Annotated in this window: 14 protein-coding genes; 7 read left to right on the forward strand and 7 right to left on the reverse strand. The window is 30.3% G+C overall.

The features are described 5' to 3' along the window. Positions 1 to 338 precede the first annotated feature (338 nt). On the forward strand, positions 339 to 1229 hold the full coding sequence (locus HNR33_RS18080) for a glycosyltransferase family 2 protein (protein ID WP_429086075.1): 891 nt from the start codon (positions 339 to 341) through the stop codon (positions 1227 to 1229). Between the two features lie 90 nt (positions 1230 to 1319). Here the strand turns inward: HNR33_RS18080 and HNR33_RS18085 are convergent, their stop codons facing one another. Further along, entirely contained in the window at positions 1320 to 2312 is a 993-nt protein-coding gene (locus tag HNR33_RS18085) for a class I SAM-dependent methyltransferase (protein WP_429086078.1), read from the reverse strand. A gap of 42 nt (positions 2313 to 2354) precedes the next feature. Next, the gene (locus HNR33_RS18090) at positions 2355 to 3365 is read right to left on the reverse strand and encodes a glycosyltransferase (RefSeq protein ID WP_429086080.1); all 1011 of its coding nucleotides are present in this window, start codon (positions 3363 to 3365) and stop codon (positions 2355 to 2357) included. A gap of 572 nt (positions 3366 to 3937) precedes the next feature. Here HNR33_RS18090 and HNR33_RS18095 point away from each other — a divergent pair. Genes HNR33_RS18095 through HNR33_RS18120 form a run of 6 tightly spaced genes read left to right on the forward strand, consistent with a single transcriptional unit; the run spans position 3938 to position 9413 of the window. Continuing rightward, positions 3938 to 4957, forward strand: coding sequence for a polysaccharide biosynthesis protein (locus HNR33_RS18095; protein ID WP_429086083.1), 1020 nt, complete (start codon positions 3938 to 3940; stop codon positions 4955 to 4957). A 33-nt stretch (positions 4958 to 4990) separates the two neighbouring features. Beyond that, the gene (gene wecB / locus HNR33_RS18100; RefSeq protein ID WP_429086086.1) at positions 4991 to 6112 is read left to right on the forward strand and encodes a non-hydrolyzing UDP-N-acetylglucosamine 2-epimerase; all 1122 of its coding nucleotides are present in this window, start codon (positions 4991 to 4993) and stop codon (positions 6110 to 6112) included. Between the two features lie 55 nt (positions 6113 to 6167). Next, entirely contained in the window at positions 6168 to 7031 is an 864-nt protein-coding gene (locus tag HNR33_RS18105; protein WP_429086088.1) for a sugar nucleotide-binding protein, read from the forward strand. A gap of 43 nt (positions 7032 to 7074) precedes the next feature. Next, on the forward strand, positions 7075 to 7815 hold the full coding sequence (locus HNR33_RS18110; protein ID WP_429086091.1) for a glycosyltransferase: 741 nt from the start codon (positions 7075 to 7077) through the stop codon (positions 7813 to 7815). A gap of 11 nt (positions 7816 to 7826) precedes the next feature. Continuing rightward, on the forward strand, positions 7827 to 8579 hold the full coding sequence (locus HNR33_RS18115) for a glycosyltransferase (protein WP_429086094.1): 753 nt from the start codon (positions 7827 to 7829) through the stop codon (positions 8577 to 8579). A gap of 60 nt (positions 8580 to 8639) precedes the next feature. Next, positions 8640 to 9413, forward strand: coding sequence for a glycosyltransferase (locus HNR33_RS18120; protein WP_429086097.1), 774 nt, complete (start codon positions 8640 to 8642; stop codon positions 9411 to 9413). Between the two features lie 164 nt (positions 9414 to 9577). Here HNR33_RS18120 and HNR33_RS18125 read toward each other — a convergent pair whose 3' ends face one another. From HNR33_RS18125 to HNR33_RS18145, 5 genes are all read right to left on the reverse strand, one after another. Next, on the reverse strand, positions 9578 to 10534 hold the full coding sequence (locus HNR33_RS18125) for an L-threonine 3-dehydrogenase (protein ID WP_429086100.1): 957 nt from the start codon (positions 10532 to 10534) through the stop codon (positions 9578 to 9580). Between the two features lie 238 nt (positions 10535 to 10772). After that, entirely contained in the window at positions 10773 to 12392 is a 1620-nt protein-coding gene (locus tag HNR33_RS18130; protein WP_429086103.1) for a glycosyl hydrolase family 18 protein, read from the reverse strand. Between the two features lie 78 nt (positions 12393 to 12470). Next, positions 12471 to 14453 carry a molybdopterin-dependent oxidoreductase gene (locus HNR33_RS18135; protein WP_429086105.1) on the reverse strand — a complete coding sequence of 661 codons (1983 nt, stop codon included), beginning with the start codon at positions 14451 to 14453 and terminating at the stop codon, positions 12471 to 12473. Between the two features lie 24 nt (positions 14454 to 14477). Then, the gene (locus tag HNR33_RS18140; protein WP_429086108.1) at positions 14478 to 15269 is read right to left on the reverse strand and encodes a lipid II flippase Amj family protein; all 792 of its coding nucleotides are present in this window, start codon (positions 15267 to 15269) and stop codon (positions 14478 to 14480) included. 45 nt (positions 15270 to 15314) lie between these two features. Continuing rightward, entirely contained in the window at positions 15315 to 17024 is a 1710-nt protein-coding gene (locus tag HNR33_RS18145) for a SulP family inorganic anion transporter (protein WP_429086111.1), read from the reverse strand. Positions 17025 to 17277 lie beyond the last annotated feature (253 nt).

The following is a 17277-nucleotide window of genomic DNA, read 5'->3' on the forward strand; positions in this document are numbered from 1 at the left end:
TCTATCAGGTATTGACAGTCCCTTACAATTAACTCTATTCATAATAAAAGCTGAATATTTTGCATAAGTGAACTCTTACCTATTTATACATGCATATCTAGGCTATTCTACTACTATAAAATATGCATACATAGCTTTAGTGTTACTAATTGTAATAAATCTACGTGTACTTTTGCTTCATATCTATCTATATGTGATTTATATTTAGCAGTAAAAATCACAAAAATGATTTAAATAATATATATTGTAATAAGAAGGGTATAACTTATATCTACTTTTTTGTGATTGATTTAAAACTACCTTCTCTTATAAATTTTCCTAAGGAGGTTATTAAACTTATGTATGAAGAAAAAATAACCATAGTAAGATGTAAAAAGTATTCACTAGATTCTAATGTTAAAAATAACACCTCTGTTTCTAAGCAAGATTCTAATAAATTAGTTAACCCTGTAAACAAATCTTTATCTGATCTAATTAAGAAAAAAAGGAGAAAAAAAATGGATGATAAAGTTCAACTTTACAAAAATATCCACCCAACAAGTGTCTCAATAATTACTGCAACTAGAAAACCAAAATATATAGACAATGTATTTGAGAATTATGAAAGACAAAATTATGATAATAAGGAATTGATTATTGTTTTAAACAATAACAGTATAGATATAGAAGAATGGGAAAAAAAAGCCAGCCAATATAATTATGTAAAAGTTTTCCAGCTTGATGAATCAAAAAACCTGTCCGAATGTTTGAATTTTGGTATAGAGCATACAAAGTATGAAATTATAGCAAAATTTGATGATGACGATTATTATGGTCCAAATTACTTAAAGGACTCTATAAAGGCTTTTAAAAACAAATATGCTGGTATTGTAGGTAAAGCAAAAATATATATTTATTTTGAAGACAGTAAAATATTGGCAATAAGAAATGATGGTCGTAAAGAAAATCACTATGTAACAGTCATAGCTGATGCAACTATGTTAATTAGAAGAGAGGTATTAGATATTGTAAAATTTGATGAGAATATTGAAAACAGCGTAGGAATTAAATTTTGTAAGGATTGCAAAAAACATGGTATCAGAACATATGCAACAGATAGGAAAAATTTCGTTGCTCGCCGTCATGAATGTATGGATGACCATATGTGGTTAATCCAAAAGCAAGAACTACTAAATCAATGCTTAATTATTTCAGAAACCGAAGACTTTACTGAAATTGTAAATTCTTAATATCATATAATCAAAACCAAAAGTATGACTTTCATAATATACTATTAAAAGTCATACCTTTTCTTCTTTTAGTCAACTATTACACGCAGCTTATAAATTTTGAATAAGAGCTACTAAATCATTAACTATTTGATTACTTTTCAACTCATAATTATTGTCTATCTTATTCATTATTATATTGACTTCCTCCTGCATCTTATTTATATCCCAAATCTCACTCATATTTATTTGAGGAACATATATTGAATTAGAATTTTTCTTGATAATTAGTAGTTTTTCTGAAACACCAAGTTTTTTTTGACATAAAAGCTGCTTCTCTCTTATAAATATATACTCTCCAAAAAGTTTCTTTGCTTCATCTGATAACTCCTTACTTTTAAATATAGATTTAATAAGACTAAAAAGCTCTACTACTTTAGGAGAATTATCTTTAAGCAATTTGCTGTCAAATGGATTATTCATAAAGAAAAATACAGGTATCTGCTGTACTAGCTCCAAACCATTGTCAGCCAAAGTATTTTTAACATATTTAAAATCTCTAATGGTAACATGATTAGATTCACTTTTAGTATTAATCATAGAGATTGGATCATATAAGATACAAAATCCTTCTGCTTTCAAGCATCTAGTAAAATTTCTAATAGTAGATTTATATTTTTCTTCATCTGTAATATGCAGTAAAACATCTGCAGCAAAAACTAAATCATAGCTATTTCCTTTATAGTAAGCTTCATCACAAATATCTCCTTTGATGAAGCTATATTTTTCATACTGTTTTTTCAACTCTACTACTGATTTTTCTGCTATATCAATACCAGTATAGTTATTTGCATCATGCATTTGAAAATATCGAGTAAAGATTCCTGTTCCAGGTCCTAACTCAAGAATATCTGCTTTATTTATATTCAAATCTAATCTTTCAATAATATAATCTAAAATTTCAAATCTCATTCTATACATAAAACGATTATAAATTTTTCCTAAACCCAGATATCCTACTCCTTCAATATTAAATTTTTTATTAAGTCTATCGTTCCAATAAGCTTCATAATCAAAGCCTTTGCTTTCTTCACTACTTACCATAGTCATACACTTCCTTTTATTCTTTAATAACATCTACTAACTTTAATCATTTTCTACAGTTTTTAATTCTTCATCAATAATAGACTTCCATTGGATTAATAATTTGTTCTTATCAAATTTTTGAAAAGCATATTCCTTCACATGCTTCATATACTCATTTCTTTCTTCTTCTGTAAGTTTTCTGATGAAGTCAGCTGCATCCTTTGTTTCTTCGAAAATATACTTTGAAGGATATATTCCTTTAGCAGCTTCCCAATTCAGTATAATTGGAATGCTTCCTGATGCCATTCCTTCAGCAGAAGCAAGATGAAAGCTTTCGATATCACTAGTTGACAAGATAAAACCTATTTTCCTATACCAGTTAGAAACATCAGTCCCCCAAGATTCAAATACCACCGAATTCTTCCATTCACTGCTGTCGATCCTATTTTTAATTGCTGCGAAATATTGAGCTTCTTTCTGGTCATTTTTCATCCAAGGATATTCAATATAGTCTTTACCTTTAATAAAAAGTTTATATCTTCTATCATGTTCCCAAAGTTCTTCAAATATATCTAGTGCTCTGTCTATTCGCTTAAGCTTAGGACAATATCCTAGTATCCCTAAATGATATTTTGAATCATCAAATTTTTCTTTGTCTAAGGCTTTAGTGTCTACCAGATTATGAATCATCATGAACTTACTTATATCTGCTTTTGTTTTTTTTCTGAACATTTCTACCCAATATTGTGAAACAGCTATTATCTTATTAACGTTTTGTAGAATTATTTTTTCTGGATAGACCTTGTTTACTTCAAACCTATGCATTCTGATTATTAAAACCTGATTCTTTTTCTTGTACTTTGAATACCATACTGAATTCCCTAACCCCCACTCACATATTATTACATCCGCCCATTTTAAAAGCTCTTTGCTCTGTTCCTCATCATGTATATTATGCGATAGCCATTTGTCTATCTTCACTTCGTACTCATCTAAGTTCTGAAAATAAGCAGTTATATGCTCAAGGAAATTAAAATTATGAGCCACAAACAGTAGTTTTATTTTTTTCATAGCCACTTCACCTCGTAAACATTTTATTTATACTTTATTTGTGTTCCTAAAGAAAAGTATTTTTGATTTTCCTGCCTTTGTATTAGTTCTGATTATATAGACAAAAAATCTCTTTTCATAAATATGTTTCATTTTTTACAGTATTCTTTTATAAATGAACCAAAATAACTGAATAACCAGTTGTCTAATTCATTATACGAAGAATAATCTGAATCGTGATTATTTCTATTAGTGACATAAGGTTTCATAACTGTATTGCTCACCAAATGAAAATAGTAATAATACTCTATTCAGTCCAAAGGAGACTTATTTTAGAAAATATCCGTATTGTAACAACAAAGGATATACAGCATATATTAAACTAGAAACAGACTAGAAGTTAATATTTCTAGAACAAATAGTAAATCTACTAATGATTATCCTCAGAACTTAAATATACTTGTATACGTAAAAAACAATTGAATTCTACATAACCCAAATACATCAATTCATTTTTTACATTTCATTAAAGTAAAAAATATCTTATCAATTTTAAATTTTTAACTATTATTAAAAGTTCTGGAGGTATAACAATGTTTAAAAATAAAACTCTGCTCATTTCAGGAGGGACTGGTTCTTTCGGAAATGCAGTATTAAATAGATTTCTCGACACAGATATAAAAGAGATCAGAATTTTCAGTAGAGATGAGAAAAAACAAGATGACATGAGACATAAGTATAACAACGATAAATTAAAATTTTATGTTGGAGATGTAAGAGATTATAAAAGTGTTTATTTTGCAATGAAAGAAGTTGATTATGTTTTCCATGCTGCTGCATTAAAACAAGTCCCTTCATGTGAATTTTACCCAATAGAAGCAGTCAAAACAAATATTCTAGGTGCTGAAAATGTGTTCAATGCTGCTATTGCAAACAATGTCAAAAAGGTGATAGCACTTAGTACTGATAAAGCAGTCTATCCAATAAACGCTATGGGAATCTCCAAAGCAATGATGGAAAAGATAATGGTTTCAAAATCAAGAACATTATCAGAAAGTGAAACAATATTATGCTGTACTCGTTATGGAAATGTAATGGCATCCAGAGGTTCTGTAATACCTCTGTTTGTTGAGCAAATCAAAAATGGTGAATCACTTACTGTAACAGACCCTAACATGACTAGGTTTTTAATGTCCTTAAATGAAGCTGTTGATTTAGTTCTATATGCTTATAAAACCGCTGAACAGGGAGACATTTTAGTTCAAAAATCTCCTGCATCAACAATAATAGATCTTGCATCTGCACTAATACAATTATTCAATTCGGACGCTAAAATCAAAATAATTGGAACACGTCACGGTGAAAAACTGTATGAAACTCTGGTAACCAGAGAAGAAATGATAAAAGCAAAAGATGAAAGCAGATATTTCCGAATAAAAGCAGATAGTAGGGATTTGAACTACAACAAATACTTTGTCATGGGTGAATCTAAGATATCTACTCAAGAGGATTATAATTCTCATAATACAAGAAGGTTAGATATTGAAGAAGTAAAAGAAAAGCTATTAGAGCTTGATTTTATTCAAGAAGAGCTCAATCACAGACAAAAATGAATTTATTCTTATTTTATATAAGGTGTTGATAATATGTTAAAAGTAATGACTATCGTTGGAACTCGTCCAGAAATAATCAAACTTAGTCGTGTCATATATGAACTTGACAGGTGTACAAATCACACTCTTGTACATTCAGGTCAAAACTATGATTATGAACTAAACGAAATTTTTTTTCAACAAATGAATATAAGAAAGCCAGATTATTTCCTTAATATTACTAACACCAATACTGCTGAAGCTATAGGTGATGTAATTATTAAAGCTGATAAAGTAATGGCAACAGAAAATCCAGATGCACTATTAATATATGGGGACACAAATACATGCCTATCAGTAATACCTGCAAAGCGTAGGAAAATACCAATATTTCATATGGAAGCTGGAAACAGGTGCTTTGATCAACGTGTTCCTGAAGAACTTAACAGAGTAATCGTTGATCATTTAAGTGATATCAATATGCCTTTGACTGAGCATGCACGCCGATATCTAATTAACGAGGGTATAAAGCCAGAAGCCATAATAAAAATCGGTTCAACCATGAAAGAAATATTTCAGTTTCATATGGAGAAGATTAACAATTCAGATGTGCTTACTAGCTTAAAGCTAGAAGAAATGAAATATTTTGTTGTAAGTGCTCATCGTGAAGAAAATGTAGACTCTGAAATTAACTTTATAGATTTACTTGATACTTTAAATAAGATTGCAGAAACATATAATAAAAGAATTATAGTATCCACACATCCAAGGACAAGAAAAAAGCTTAATAAAACATCTAAAAACCTTGATACTAGAATTGAATTCATGAAACCCCTTGGCTTCATTGATTATGTCAAGCTACAAATGAAAGCTTTTTGTGTTATTTCGGATAGCGGCTCATTAACTGAGGAAGCTTCTATTTTAAATTTTCCTGCTATCACGATTCGCCAAGCACATGAAAGACCAGAAGGCATGGATGAAGGTACTTTAATTATGAGTGGACTCAAATGTGAAAGAGTATTGCAGTCAATTGATATAGTTACTAAGCAGCACAATTCTAATAACAGAAATTTTAAAGTGGTTACTGATTATGATACTGATAATGTCTCCAAAAAAGTGGTACGCATTATAATGAGTTATGCTGATTATATTAATAGAACTGTTTGGTATAAGTAATAAAATCATTGTTATATAATATTAAACCTTAAATTTCATAGAGGTGATAATTGAAATGAAAAGAATATTAGTTCTTGGTTCAACAGGTATGGCAGGACATGTAATTACAACATATTTGGAAAAGAATCCAAAACTTGAAATATACAATTTATCTCATACTAGAAAATTGAATAACAAAAGCATCATTATGGACGTCATGAATATAGAAGAATTAAATAAATATCTAAATAAAATTAAAGTTGATTTCATAATAAATTGCATTGGCATCTTAAACAAATATGCAGAAATGTATATGGACAAAGCAGCGTTTTTAAATGGATATTTACCTCATTTTCTAGAATATAAATATAAAAATTCAGATACAAGAATTATTCACTTAAGCACCGATTGTGTATTTTCTGGTAAGGATGGCAATTACACCGAAAATTCTTTTAGGGATGGAGACAGCTTTTATGATAGAACAAAAACTGTTGGAGAAATCATTAATAATAAGGACATAACATTCAGAACTTCAATAATAGGTCCTGATATGAATCCTGATGGAATAGGATTATTTAATTGGTATATGAGAAATAAAGGAGAAATCAACGGATATGTGAACGCTATCTGGACTGGGGTTACTACCATAGAACTGGCTAAAGCTATAGAATGTGCTATTTTTTCAGATTTGACAGGATTATATCATTTAGTATCAGATACCAGTATTAATAAATATGAGTTACTAAGCTTATTTAGCCTTATTTTTAGTCGCAAAGACTTGATAATAAATGAATGTGAAGATATCCGTGTTAATAAAAGTTTAATTAATACAAGAACTGATTTTTCTCATCGAGTGCCGACTTATTACCAAATGATAAATGAAATGAAAAAATGGATAGATGAAAACAAGATGCTCTATCCACATTATATAATCAATTAAATATCTGATTAATTCAATGTAATCCAAAATTAGAGGTGAGAAAATGTCACAAAATAATAAAAAAATAATTATAAGCTCGAGTATATGTAATACTGATAAGGAGTGGCTAGCTCAGCGTATTTCAATATTTATGAGATACACCTTACAAAGCCTAAAGAATCAAACAAATCAAAATTTTTTAGCCTTGATTGTATATGATACTAAATCAAAAGAAATAATTGAAAGCACTCTTGCAAAAAATAAAGTACTATCAGAAAATATACGATTTGTCACTCCTATCGAACACTATAATCAGATTTTAGAAAGTACTAAAGGATATGATTATCTATACCTAGTACGGTTAGACAGTGATGACATGTATCATAAATCATTTGTTCAGCAACTACATGATTATAATCCTAAAGACGATACTCAAATATTAATTTGCCAAAAAGGATATATATATGATTCAGTAAATAATCGCCTGGCAAAATACTTTCACTTTTCTCCTCAATTTTATACTCTAATATATAAAGTAGAAGACTATATACATGGAAAAAGACATGATTTAGGTGGTAGTCATGGTGGTGCTATAAAGCTTAATCATGAGATCTTAGAAGAGCCTAATTATATAAACCATGCACACTCAAATAATACTGCTATTAAATTTCCAAAAGCTAATCCGAAGGTTAATAGAGATATATGGATTGACAATGAAGATTCAGGACCCTCACGCCCACAGTTGATTGGAAACATATATGAAGACAAAGAAGAAACGTCAAAAATCTTAGAAGAATTTTTTTAAGAGGTGAAAATATGTTAAACAATAAAAGAATAATTGTATATTCAGGATTAAACAGTATAGACCAAAATTGGCTCAAACAAAGAATTTCAGTATTTATGAAGTATACTTTGCAATGCCTAAAAATTCAAACTAACCAAAATTTCCTTGCCTTTATCACCTTTCGTCCTGACACTAAGGAAATAATTGAAATGGAACTTTCAAAATATAAAAAACTTCCAGACAACATAAAATTTATTTCTTCTAATACATTTAACAAATTAATATTAAAAAATATTAATGGATATGAATACTTTTATTTAGTACGCTTAGATAGTGATGATATGTACCATAAATCTTTTATTCAGCAATTACATGATTATACTCCTAAAGATGATACTCAAATATTAATCTGCCAGAAAGGATATATATACGATTCATTAGCAAACCGTTTAGCTAAATACTTCCACCTTTCTCCTCAATTTTACACTTTAATATATAAGGTTAAAAATTATCAACAAGCAAAAAGACATGATTTAGGCGGCAGTCATATGGGTGCTATTAATCTCAATCATGAGATACTAGAAGAACCTAATTATATAAATCACGTGCATTCAGGCAATACAGCATTTTTATTCCCCAAAAGTGACCAAATGCTAGACATTGATGTATGGGACGATAATAAAAAAATCCATCATATGTTTCCTCAATTAGTTGGTAATGAAATAGAAGATAAAAACATGATAAAAAAAATATTAGCAGATTTCATTGGACCTAGCTTAGAATAATAACCTTATCAAGCTCAATATTATAATAACCATATAAAAATAATGTAACGAGGTGAAAAAATGTCTAAAAAAATAATCATATTTACAAGCTTTAATAATTGGAATCAATGGGGAGAATCAGATAACAGAATATATACAAAGGAATGGATTGACCAAAGAATTTCAATATTTATGAATTATACTTTAAAAAGCCTTAAAATACAAACTAACCAGAATTTTTTGCACCTTATTATGTACGATCCTACAACAAAAGAATTAATACAACAAGCACTTGCTAATTATGATAAGCTACCAGATAACATCAGATTTGTCAGTCCGAATGAATATCATAATCAAATATCTGAAAATATCAAAGGATACGATTACCTGTATTTAGTACGATTAGATAGCGATGATATGTATCATAAATCATATATACAACAGCTGCATAATTATATCCATAATGAAAATACTAAAGTTTTAATTAACCGAAGAGGTTATATTTATGATTCAGCAAACAATCGTTTAGCAAAATACTATCACTTTTCACCTCAATTCTACACTGAAATATATAAAGTAAATGACTATCAACAAGGGAAAAGACATGGAATAAGTGGACATCATCTTAGAGCATATAATCTTCCTTATGAAATTTTAAAGAATCCTAATTTTATAAACCACAAACATACAAATAATACTGATTTTGATTTTCCAAAAAACAATAAAAATGTTAATAGAAATATATGGCAGGGAAATGGAAATAGTAAATGTGAATTAATTGGTAATTTATATAGAGATAAAAATGAAATAGAGAAAATATTAGAAGAATTTATTGGACCTATAACTATAGGATAATATTATTGCTCCTTAAATATATGGTCTTGTATATTAAGTCCTAACATTTGTGCAAGAAAGACTGATAAATATATAATAATTTGCTGAATACAATGAATACGAATCTTGTACTAAAAAAATAATTAAAGCCTTAGCTCACTAATAAGTAAACTAAGGCTTTAAGATTATTTACTTAATTTAATTTTTAATTTTTCTAGCATATCAGTAGTCATTGAAGCTAAATCATATTTTGGATTCCAACCCCATTCTTCTCTTGCAGCAGTATCATCTAAAGAATTTGGCCAAGAATCTGCAATTTTTTGTCTTACTGGATCTACATCATAGTCCATCTCGAAGCTAGGAATATTCTTTTTGATTTCAGCAGCAATATCTTCAGGAGCAAAACTCATAGCAGATATATTAAATGCATTTCTATGTATTAGCTTAGAAGGGTCTGCTTCTGCTAATTGAACTATTGATTCTAAAGCATCAGGCATATACATCATATCCATATATGTTCCCTGTTTAATATAACTTGTATATTTACCCTTTTCTATAGCATCATAATAAATATGAACTGCATAGTCAGTAGTTCCTCCACCAGGCAAAGTTTCATAAGAAATCAATCCTGGGAAACGAACTCCTCTAGTATCAACACCATACTTTTCACAATAATAGTCACAAAGTATCTCTCCTGCTACTTTTGTAACACCATACATTGTAGTGGGTCTTTGAAGAGTATCTTGAGGTGTATTATCCTTTGGAGAAGAAGGTCCGAAAGCTGCAATAGAACTAGGTGTAAATATTGCTGTATTCAACTCCCTACCTACTTCTAACACATTAAAAAGACCACCCATATTAACTTCCCAAGCCATAGTTGGTTTTGCTTCTCCAACAGCTGATAGGATAGCTGCCAAATGTATTATTGTATCTACATTATGTTTCTTAACTGCACTTGCAATTTGTTGAGCATTATTTACATCAACAATTTCAAATGGTCCTGACTCAATAACTTTTTCAAGACCGCTTTTTTTACTTCTACTACTTGCAATAACATTAGATTCTCCATACTTATCTCTTAAAAACATTGTAAGCTCAGAACCTATTTGTCCCAATGCACCTGTCACTAATATTTTTTTCATTATTCCACCTCCAACAGTATTATGTGTATAAAGTCAATTATACACACATTTATTTTATTTCCTAATTTATTTAATTTTATTACATGAAAACCTTTGCATAGCTATTTAATCATACATTAATACATTCTTCACAACTACGTGATTATTATACCACATTTTGGTTTAATCATAAACTTAATATTTTATTAAACTTATTTAAAATATTGAAGGGAGATATAAAAAAATATCTCCCTTTGGTTTAGTTACTACTATCAAGATATTCTGATATTCTAGTCATAACAGCTGCCATTTGAGCTCTCGTGATCTTTTCTTGAGGCATAAATAAACCATTATCATATCCTTCAAATACTCCTAAACTATTCATCTCCATGATAGACTTATAAGACCATCTAGACGTATCAATATCTGAGAAAGGATTTTTATAGTCAATTTTACTAGTATCATAATCTATTATCCTACTAATTAGTGCAGTCATTTGTTCTCTTGTTATATAATCATTAGGATAAAATTTACCATTCTCCATTCCCTTAATTATTCCAGTTTCTTTTGCAATTTGAATTTCTTTATATGCCCAATGATTTTTAGAAACATCAGGAAATGAGTTTTTTTCATTAACTACTTGTCCTTCAAGGTCCATAGCTCTAACAAGAGTTACAGCAGCTTGTGCTCTAGTAAGCTTACCATCAGGTGAAAACTTGATGCTTGATGTTCCTTTCATCCATCCTTTATTTGCAACATAAAGAATATCGTCTTTCCCCCAGTGTTGTTGTATATCAATAAAATATTTGCTGTTTAGCCAGAGCTTATAATAGTTCCATGTCTCAGGTAATTCTTGCCCTAGGGACCAACTACCTGTTCCTTTAAGGTTATATTTTTGAACCAGCTCTAGCTTGTTTTTAATTGATTCTTCATTTTCAAACCACACTGTATAATTCCCAGGAGTTAGCTCGTTTCCATATACATAATATTTTTCATCATTTGGAGAAATGGTGAAAGTAGCTTTTGGTGATTTAGATGTTTTATCAAATGTTACTTTTCCATTAAATCTTTGTATTAAAACATCTACATCTGCTAGACTTATTCCGCTTCCCCCCGTATTTTCACTACTGTTCCAGTAGCGTCCATAAAAAGGGATGCCCAATACTATTTTTTCTGCAGGAACTCTATCTAAAGCATACTTAACAGATTTCTCTACAAACGAATAACTAGCAACCGCGCCAGCACTGCTGCCATAATAACTTTCATCATATGCCATGACTAATAAGTAATCAGAGTATTTCGCGAGCTCTGAATAATCATATGAACCATGCCAGCCAACATTGAACCCTCTTGGATTTGCAGCTACAGCAACAGAAATTTCTTTATTACTTGGCAATTTTCCCCTTAGCAATCTTACAAAATCGGTATAGTTATCTCTATCAGCTTCAGTTACATTTTCGATATCAACATTAACCCCGTCAAGCTTGTACTCTTCTATTACTTTTACAATTTCATCTACTAGCTTTTCTCTATTTTCTAATGCAGCTCTACCAATAGCTCTATTCCAATGATTACTTAAGAATGGTATTACTTTTATATTTTTTTTATGCATTTCAGAAATAAAAGACTTGTCTACACTCCTTGTTAGCTTTAAGCTCCCATCATCATTTAAATCAAAGTAACTAGGAGATATAGCCTGTAATGAATCTTTAGTTTGTTCAACATATTTTAAGTAAGTACCTGAATTTCCAAAATAAATATATGACATATTAAATCTATTAATTTCAGCTTCAGATCTATGTGGTCTAAAGGCTATAGCTGCAAGCATTAGCATGATAATTATGGATATTATCTTTTGTTTAGTACTGATTGTTTTCACTGAACTCCCTCCCTCTTATCTACATTACAAGATTTCACATTGGAATTCAATGAACAAATTATGTAAACAAAAAAAGTGCTACTCACTAGCACTTTTAACAATATCTATTAATGTTTCATAATAAGCAAGTTGTCCTCCCATCTCTGATGAATAACTAACCGTGAGAGAATTTGGATTTCCATGTTTTTCCCACCATCCTGTATACATATACACAATGTTATCTGGCACATCTCCACTTATATTAATTAGAACTTCTATCTCCCCATTACTATTTTTTAATAATGCTTTGTCATTCTCACAAATCTGTAGTTTTTTTGCAAAATTTGAACTAATATATGCTATAGCAATTCCCTGAACATCTAAAAAATGTTGAGAAAACAATGAATTTCGTGGATGACCTGTAATAAGTCTGACTTTATTATCATCCTCAGAATTATTTAGGCTACTTATATAGACTGGTATAGGACTTAATCCATCAGTTTTAGCTTTCTCTGAATAAATTTCTATTTTTTTAGAAGGAGTGCTGAACTCTTTATCGATCCAAGCAACCCCATTTTGATCAATTGCAATATAATCATTTTTGATTCTATTTAAATCAATATCATAGTTTCTAAGTGGTTGTATGACTTTATTCAAATATTCTTGCTTTGATACATATGGATAATCAGATATATTCATATGTTTTGCTAACTCCATAAAAAAGAAATACTCATCCATAAGCTTATTATTAGGCTCAACAATCTGCTCATTATAAGTAATATATGAATTATTCATAGAAGAATATACAATGTCTTCACTTTCTAGTGTATTAGTGCATGGAATAAATAAGTCACAACAGCTAGCAGTGTCAGTCATAAACATATCTATACATACCTTAAATTCTATTTCTTTAAAAGCATTCTTAAGCCTATTTATGTTTGGCAGCTGTGCAATTGGGTTAGATTTTGTAATAAATATAGCTTTAATTGGCGGCGTATCTTCATTTTTAATAAAATTACTAAAATTATGTAAATTAAAATATCTTTCATTTTTTGCGTATCTTCTACTATTATATGGGTCTAAATTAAGGATACCTGGATATACACGATTGGCATAATTTACTCCACCACCTGCTATCCCAATATAGCCCACTATAGCTGCCATAGCATCGATAGCCCTTATTGTATTTCCACCATTTTTGTATTTTTGAAGACCATATCCTGGATAGATAGTAGCTGGCTTGTTATCTCCATACAATCTTGCCAATTCCCTTATCTCTTCTATCTTAAGTCCTGTTTGCGATGATAGATATTGTAAATCTAAGGTATCCAAATAATCTTTATAATATTCATATCCATACGTGTAGTTATTAATATAATCTTGGTCAATCATTTCTTCTTCAATCAATACCTTTGTCATAGCCATAGCAAGTGCTCCATCAGTTGATGGATTGATACTAACATACTTATCTGCTTTTTTTGCAGTATCTGTGCATATCGGATCAATTACAACAACTTTTATATTTCTTTTCTTGGCTTCATTAATCATTTGCATAAGGTGAATAGAAGTATTAGATGGATTTCTTCCCCATAAGAAAATACATTTTGAATTCATCATATCAACCAAAAAATGTCCCTTTGCATCTCCAAAGTCATATTTTTGTGCTTTTATTCCTGCCCCCCAGCATGGACTCCCATCAGCTAGAGTTACTCCTCCATAATAATTGAAAAATACATCTTCTATAGACTTTAGTATCCCATTTGATCCTGACTGATAAAAATGCATAACTGAACTTGAACCATATTCTCTTTTTAGCAAGAGTAATCTATGACAAACTATCTTTATTGCCTCATCAAAAGTTATCTCAATCCATTTTCCGTTAATCTTTAATAAAGGACTATATATTCTTTCACTATGATAAAGTCTTTCAAGATGCTTCCTACCTTTTACACAAATAATACCTTTTGTATAAGGATGAGACTTATCTCCTTCAATTTTAAGAATTTTTCTGTCTTCTACGTATACATTAAATTTACATGAATCCCAGCAATCTAGAGTACAGCCATGACTGTATATCTTCATTGACACCACCTCTTCTTTAAAAAGCTACATATAAAACCAAGCAATAATTTTTGCACTTGGAATAAGCAATAGTTGACCTATTAAAGTACCTAGTAGCTTTGTACCAATTAATAATATGACCAGAGTTTTAACATTCCCATATGATCTATTTCCTCTCAAAGCTTGGTCTGTAATAATAGCTGCTTTAGGGTCTACAAATAGTGTTAAAAGTATAGTTGCTACTCCGTTAATCATACCAGAAGATGCAGCAGCTGCAAGCTGTTTTTGTGCAGAGACCATTGTTGCAGAATAGAAAGCTGCAAAAATTCCAACAGTGTATACTCCTGTAATTAACGTATTAAGAAATAATAAGCTTTTTGGTACTTCACCAAAATTAAGCATTTTAATCATTTTTTTCTTAGGCAAAGTTGCATTCTTAGCAACTCTTTTAATGCTATTTTTATTAAGTGCTTGAAAAATCAAAGCTGGTACTGAACCAGTAAGCTCTAGCCTAGATACAGCTGAGCTAAAAATTCTAAGAAAAGTAGGGATTAAAAAAATGCCTACTATTGTTCCAATAGTTGCTGAAAAGATAATTAGGCGAAGCTCAAATATTGGATCATACCCATTTTGAATACTCCTGCCTGTCAAGTTTCCGACTAAAGGGGATAGGAAAGTGTTCGCTGTTCTAGAAACAAGAACAAAAACATTAAATAGCGAAAGTGATAAAGCATATTGACCACTTTTCACAGAGTTTAGTCTCACAGAATAAGCAAGTGTATCTATCATATGTATGACAGCAGTTATTAGCATAAGCTCAATTAAAATAATATTCAAGCGTATCATCCTCATATCATATAATCATTAATCTAAGAGTTCTATTTAAAATTCATTTGCAGTTTGCTGTTTTGTAATATTCCCACTATTAAGTATTATACCATTATTTTCAATTAATTTCTTTGCTTTTTTTATTGATTCATCAAGGTTGCTACAAATACTGTCTTTACCTATTCTTTCTATGAAATTATAGCTGTCCATTACTTTAAATGGCTGCTCTTGTACACTTGATAATATTAATTTGATATTATTCATTTTACAGTTTTCATATACCTTTGTAAATGCATAAAAAGCTGTTGCATCCATTGCTGGTACATTTCTCATTCTAATAATCAACACCTTAGGCTTTTCTCTAATTTCGTTCATAACCTCAGTAAACTTTTCAGCAGCTCCAAAAAAGAACGGTCCATCTATTTCATATATGGAAACGTATTTTGAAAGAGCATCTACATTTAAAAGTTCATTCTCATCATTATTATCATCTTCGTATGATTCATCAGTTAGTTGCTTCACATTAGTTACATCAGCCATTCTCTTCATAAATAAAAATGCAGCTAATACCATTCCAACCTCTATAGCGACTACTAAATCTACCATTACAGTTAAAAAGAATGTAATTAATAGTACCGCTACATCGCTCTTTGGAGCCTTCATTAAATTCTTAAATGCTCTCCACTCGCTCATGTTATATGAAACAACAATCAAGATTGCAGCTAAAGACGATAGCGGAATTAATTTAGCATATGGCATAAATATTACCATAACAAATAGAATAACTATAGCGTGAACAATACCTGCTATTGGAGTTCTGCCGCCATTTTTTATATTGGTAGCTGTTCTAGCAATAGCTCCTGTTGCTGGTATGCCACCAAATAAACCTGAACCAATATTAGCAACGCCCTGAGCAACAAGCTCCATATTTGATCTATGTTTTCCACCTATCATACCATCAGCAACTACTGCTGATAAAAGTGATTCAATGGCAGCCAATAACGCAATAGTAATGGCAGGGTTTAACAATTCTTTGATTCTAGACAAGCTAACATCTGGAACTGAAAACTTTGGTAACGCTGATGATATTTCACCAAATCTACTCCCTATTGTTTCAATATTTAGATTGAACACTGCCGTAATCACAGTAGCTGCTATAAGCGCAATTAATGAACCTGGAATCTTTTTGTTTATTTTAGGCCATAGGATTATTATAGCAAGGGATATTAATCCTATAAGCAAGCTTGAATAATTTAAAGTATGTATATTCTTAAAATAACTAGAATACTTTGCCAAAAACTCTGATGGAACAGAATCTATTCTTAATCCTAAGAAATCTTTAATCTGCGTAGAGAAAATAGTCAATGCTATTCCACTTGTAAAACCAGTAGTTATAGGATAAGGTATAAACTTTATTAAGCTACCTAGTTTCAATAACCCCATGATGACAAGTATTATTCCTGCCATAATGGTTGCAAGTATCAATCCATCTATACCATATTGACTTAGTATACCGAAAACAATAACTACAAATGCTCCAGTAGGACCTCCGATTTGTACCCTACTTCCCCCTAAAAATGAAATCAGGAATCCTGCTATAATAGCCGTATGAAGGCCTTTTTCAGGAGATACGCCAGAAGCTATAGCCAAAGCAATAGAAAGAGGTATTGCTACTATTGCTACTATAATTCCTGCAGTGACATCATTAATGAACTGTTCTTTGCTGTAATCTTTTAGTACTGTAAATAGTTTAGGTTTTAACATTAGATGACTCCTTTCGACATTTTTTAATAAACCCACATAAGTTTATCAGTATATTTGATATAAGTAAATTCTTTTATAATATAAATTATATATAAAATCTCCCTTCTTCCTTTGATTTCATAAATTAGTTAACTAAATCACAACATATCTTAGTTTTAAATCAGCACCACCCGTCTAACGGGTGGTTTGCTCTGCCCCTATAAGGGGCTGTTACCGACCAGCGCCTAAAGACGCTGGCCTTCACATTGTTCAA

This window comes from Brassicibacter mesophilus, from assembly GCF_050433385.1.
In the GTDB taxonomy this organism is placed as follows: domain Bacteria; phylum Bacillota; class Clostridia; order Tissierellales; family Proteiniboraceae; genus Brassicibacter; species Brassicibacter mesophilus.

What these genes read in the sequence shown, in the direction of transcription:
- HNR33_RS18080 (WP_429086075.1), top strand. Translation starts at nt 339, where the DNA reads ATGTATGAAGAAAAAATAACCATAGTAAGATGTAAAAAGTATTCACTA.
- HNR33_RS18085 (WP_429086078.1), bottom strand. Translation starts at nt 2,312, where the DNA reads ATGGTAAGTAGTGAAGAAAGCAAAGGCTTTGATTATGAAGCTTATTGG.
- HNR33_RS18090 (WP_429086080.1), bottom strand. Translation starts at nt 3,365, where the DNA reads ATGAAAAAAATAAAACTACTGTTTGTGGCTCATAATTTTAATTTCCTT.
- HNR33_RS18095 (WP_429086083.1), top strand. Translation starts at nt 3,938, where the DNA reads ATGTTTAAAAATAAAACTCTGCTCATTTCAGGAGGGACTGGTTCTTTC.
- wecB (WP_429086086.1), top strand. Translation starts at nt 4,991, where the DNA reads ATGTTAAAAGTAATGACTATCGTTGGAACTCGTCCAGAAATAATCAAA.
- HNR33_RS18105 (WP_429086088.1), top strand. Translation starts at nt 6,168, where the DNA reads ATGAAAAGAATATTAGTTCTTGGTTCAACAGGTATGGCAGGACATGTA.
- HNR33_RS18110 (WP_429086091.1), top strand. Translation starts at nt 7,075, where the DNA reads ATGTCACAAAATAATAAAAAAATAATTATAAGCTCGAGTATATGTAAT.
- HNR33_RS18115 (WP_429086094.1), top strand. Translation starts at nt 7,827, where the DNA reads ATGTTAAACAATAAAAGAATAATTGTATATTCAGGATTAAACAGTATA.
- HNR33_RS18120 (WP_429086097.1), top strand. Translation starts at nt 8,640, where the DNA reads ATGTCTAAAAAAATAATCATATTTACAAGCTTTAATAATTGGAATCAA.
- HNR33_RS18125 (WP_429086100.1), bottom strand. Translation starts at nt 10,534, where the DNA reads ATGAAAAAAATATTAGTGACAGGTGCATTGGGACAAATAGGTTCTGAG.
- HNR33_RS18135 (WP_429086105.1), bottom strand. Translation starts at nt 14,453, where the DNA reads ATGAAGATATACAGTCATGGCTGTACTCTAGATTGCTGGGATTCATGT.
- HNR33_RS18145 (WP_429086111.1), bottom strand. Translation starts at nt 17,024, where the DNA reads ATGTTAAAACCTAAACTATTTACAGTACTAAAAGATTACAGCAAAGAA.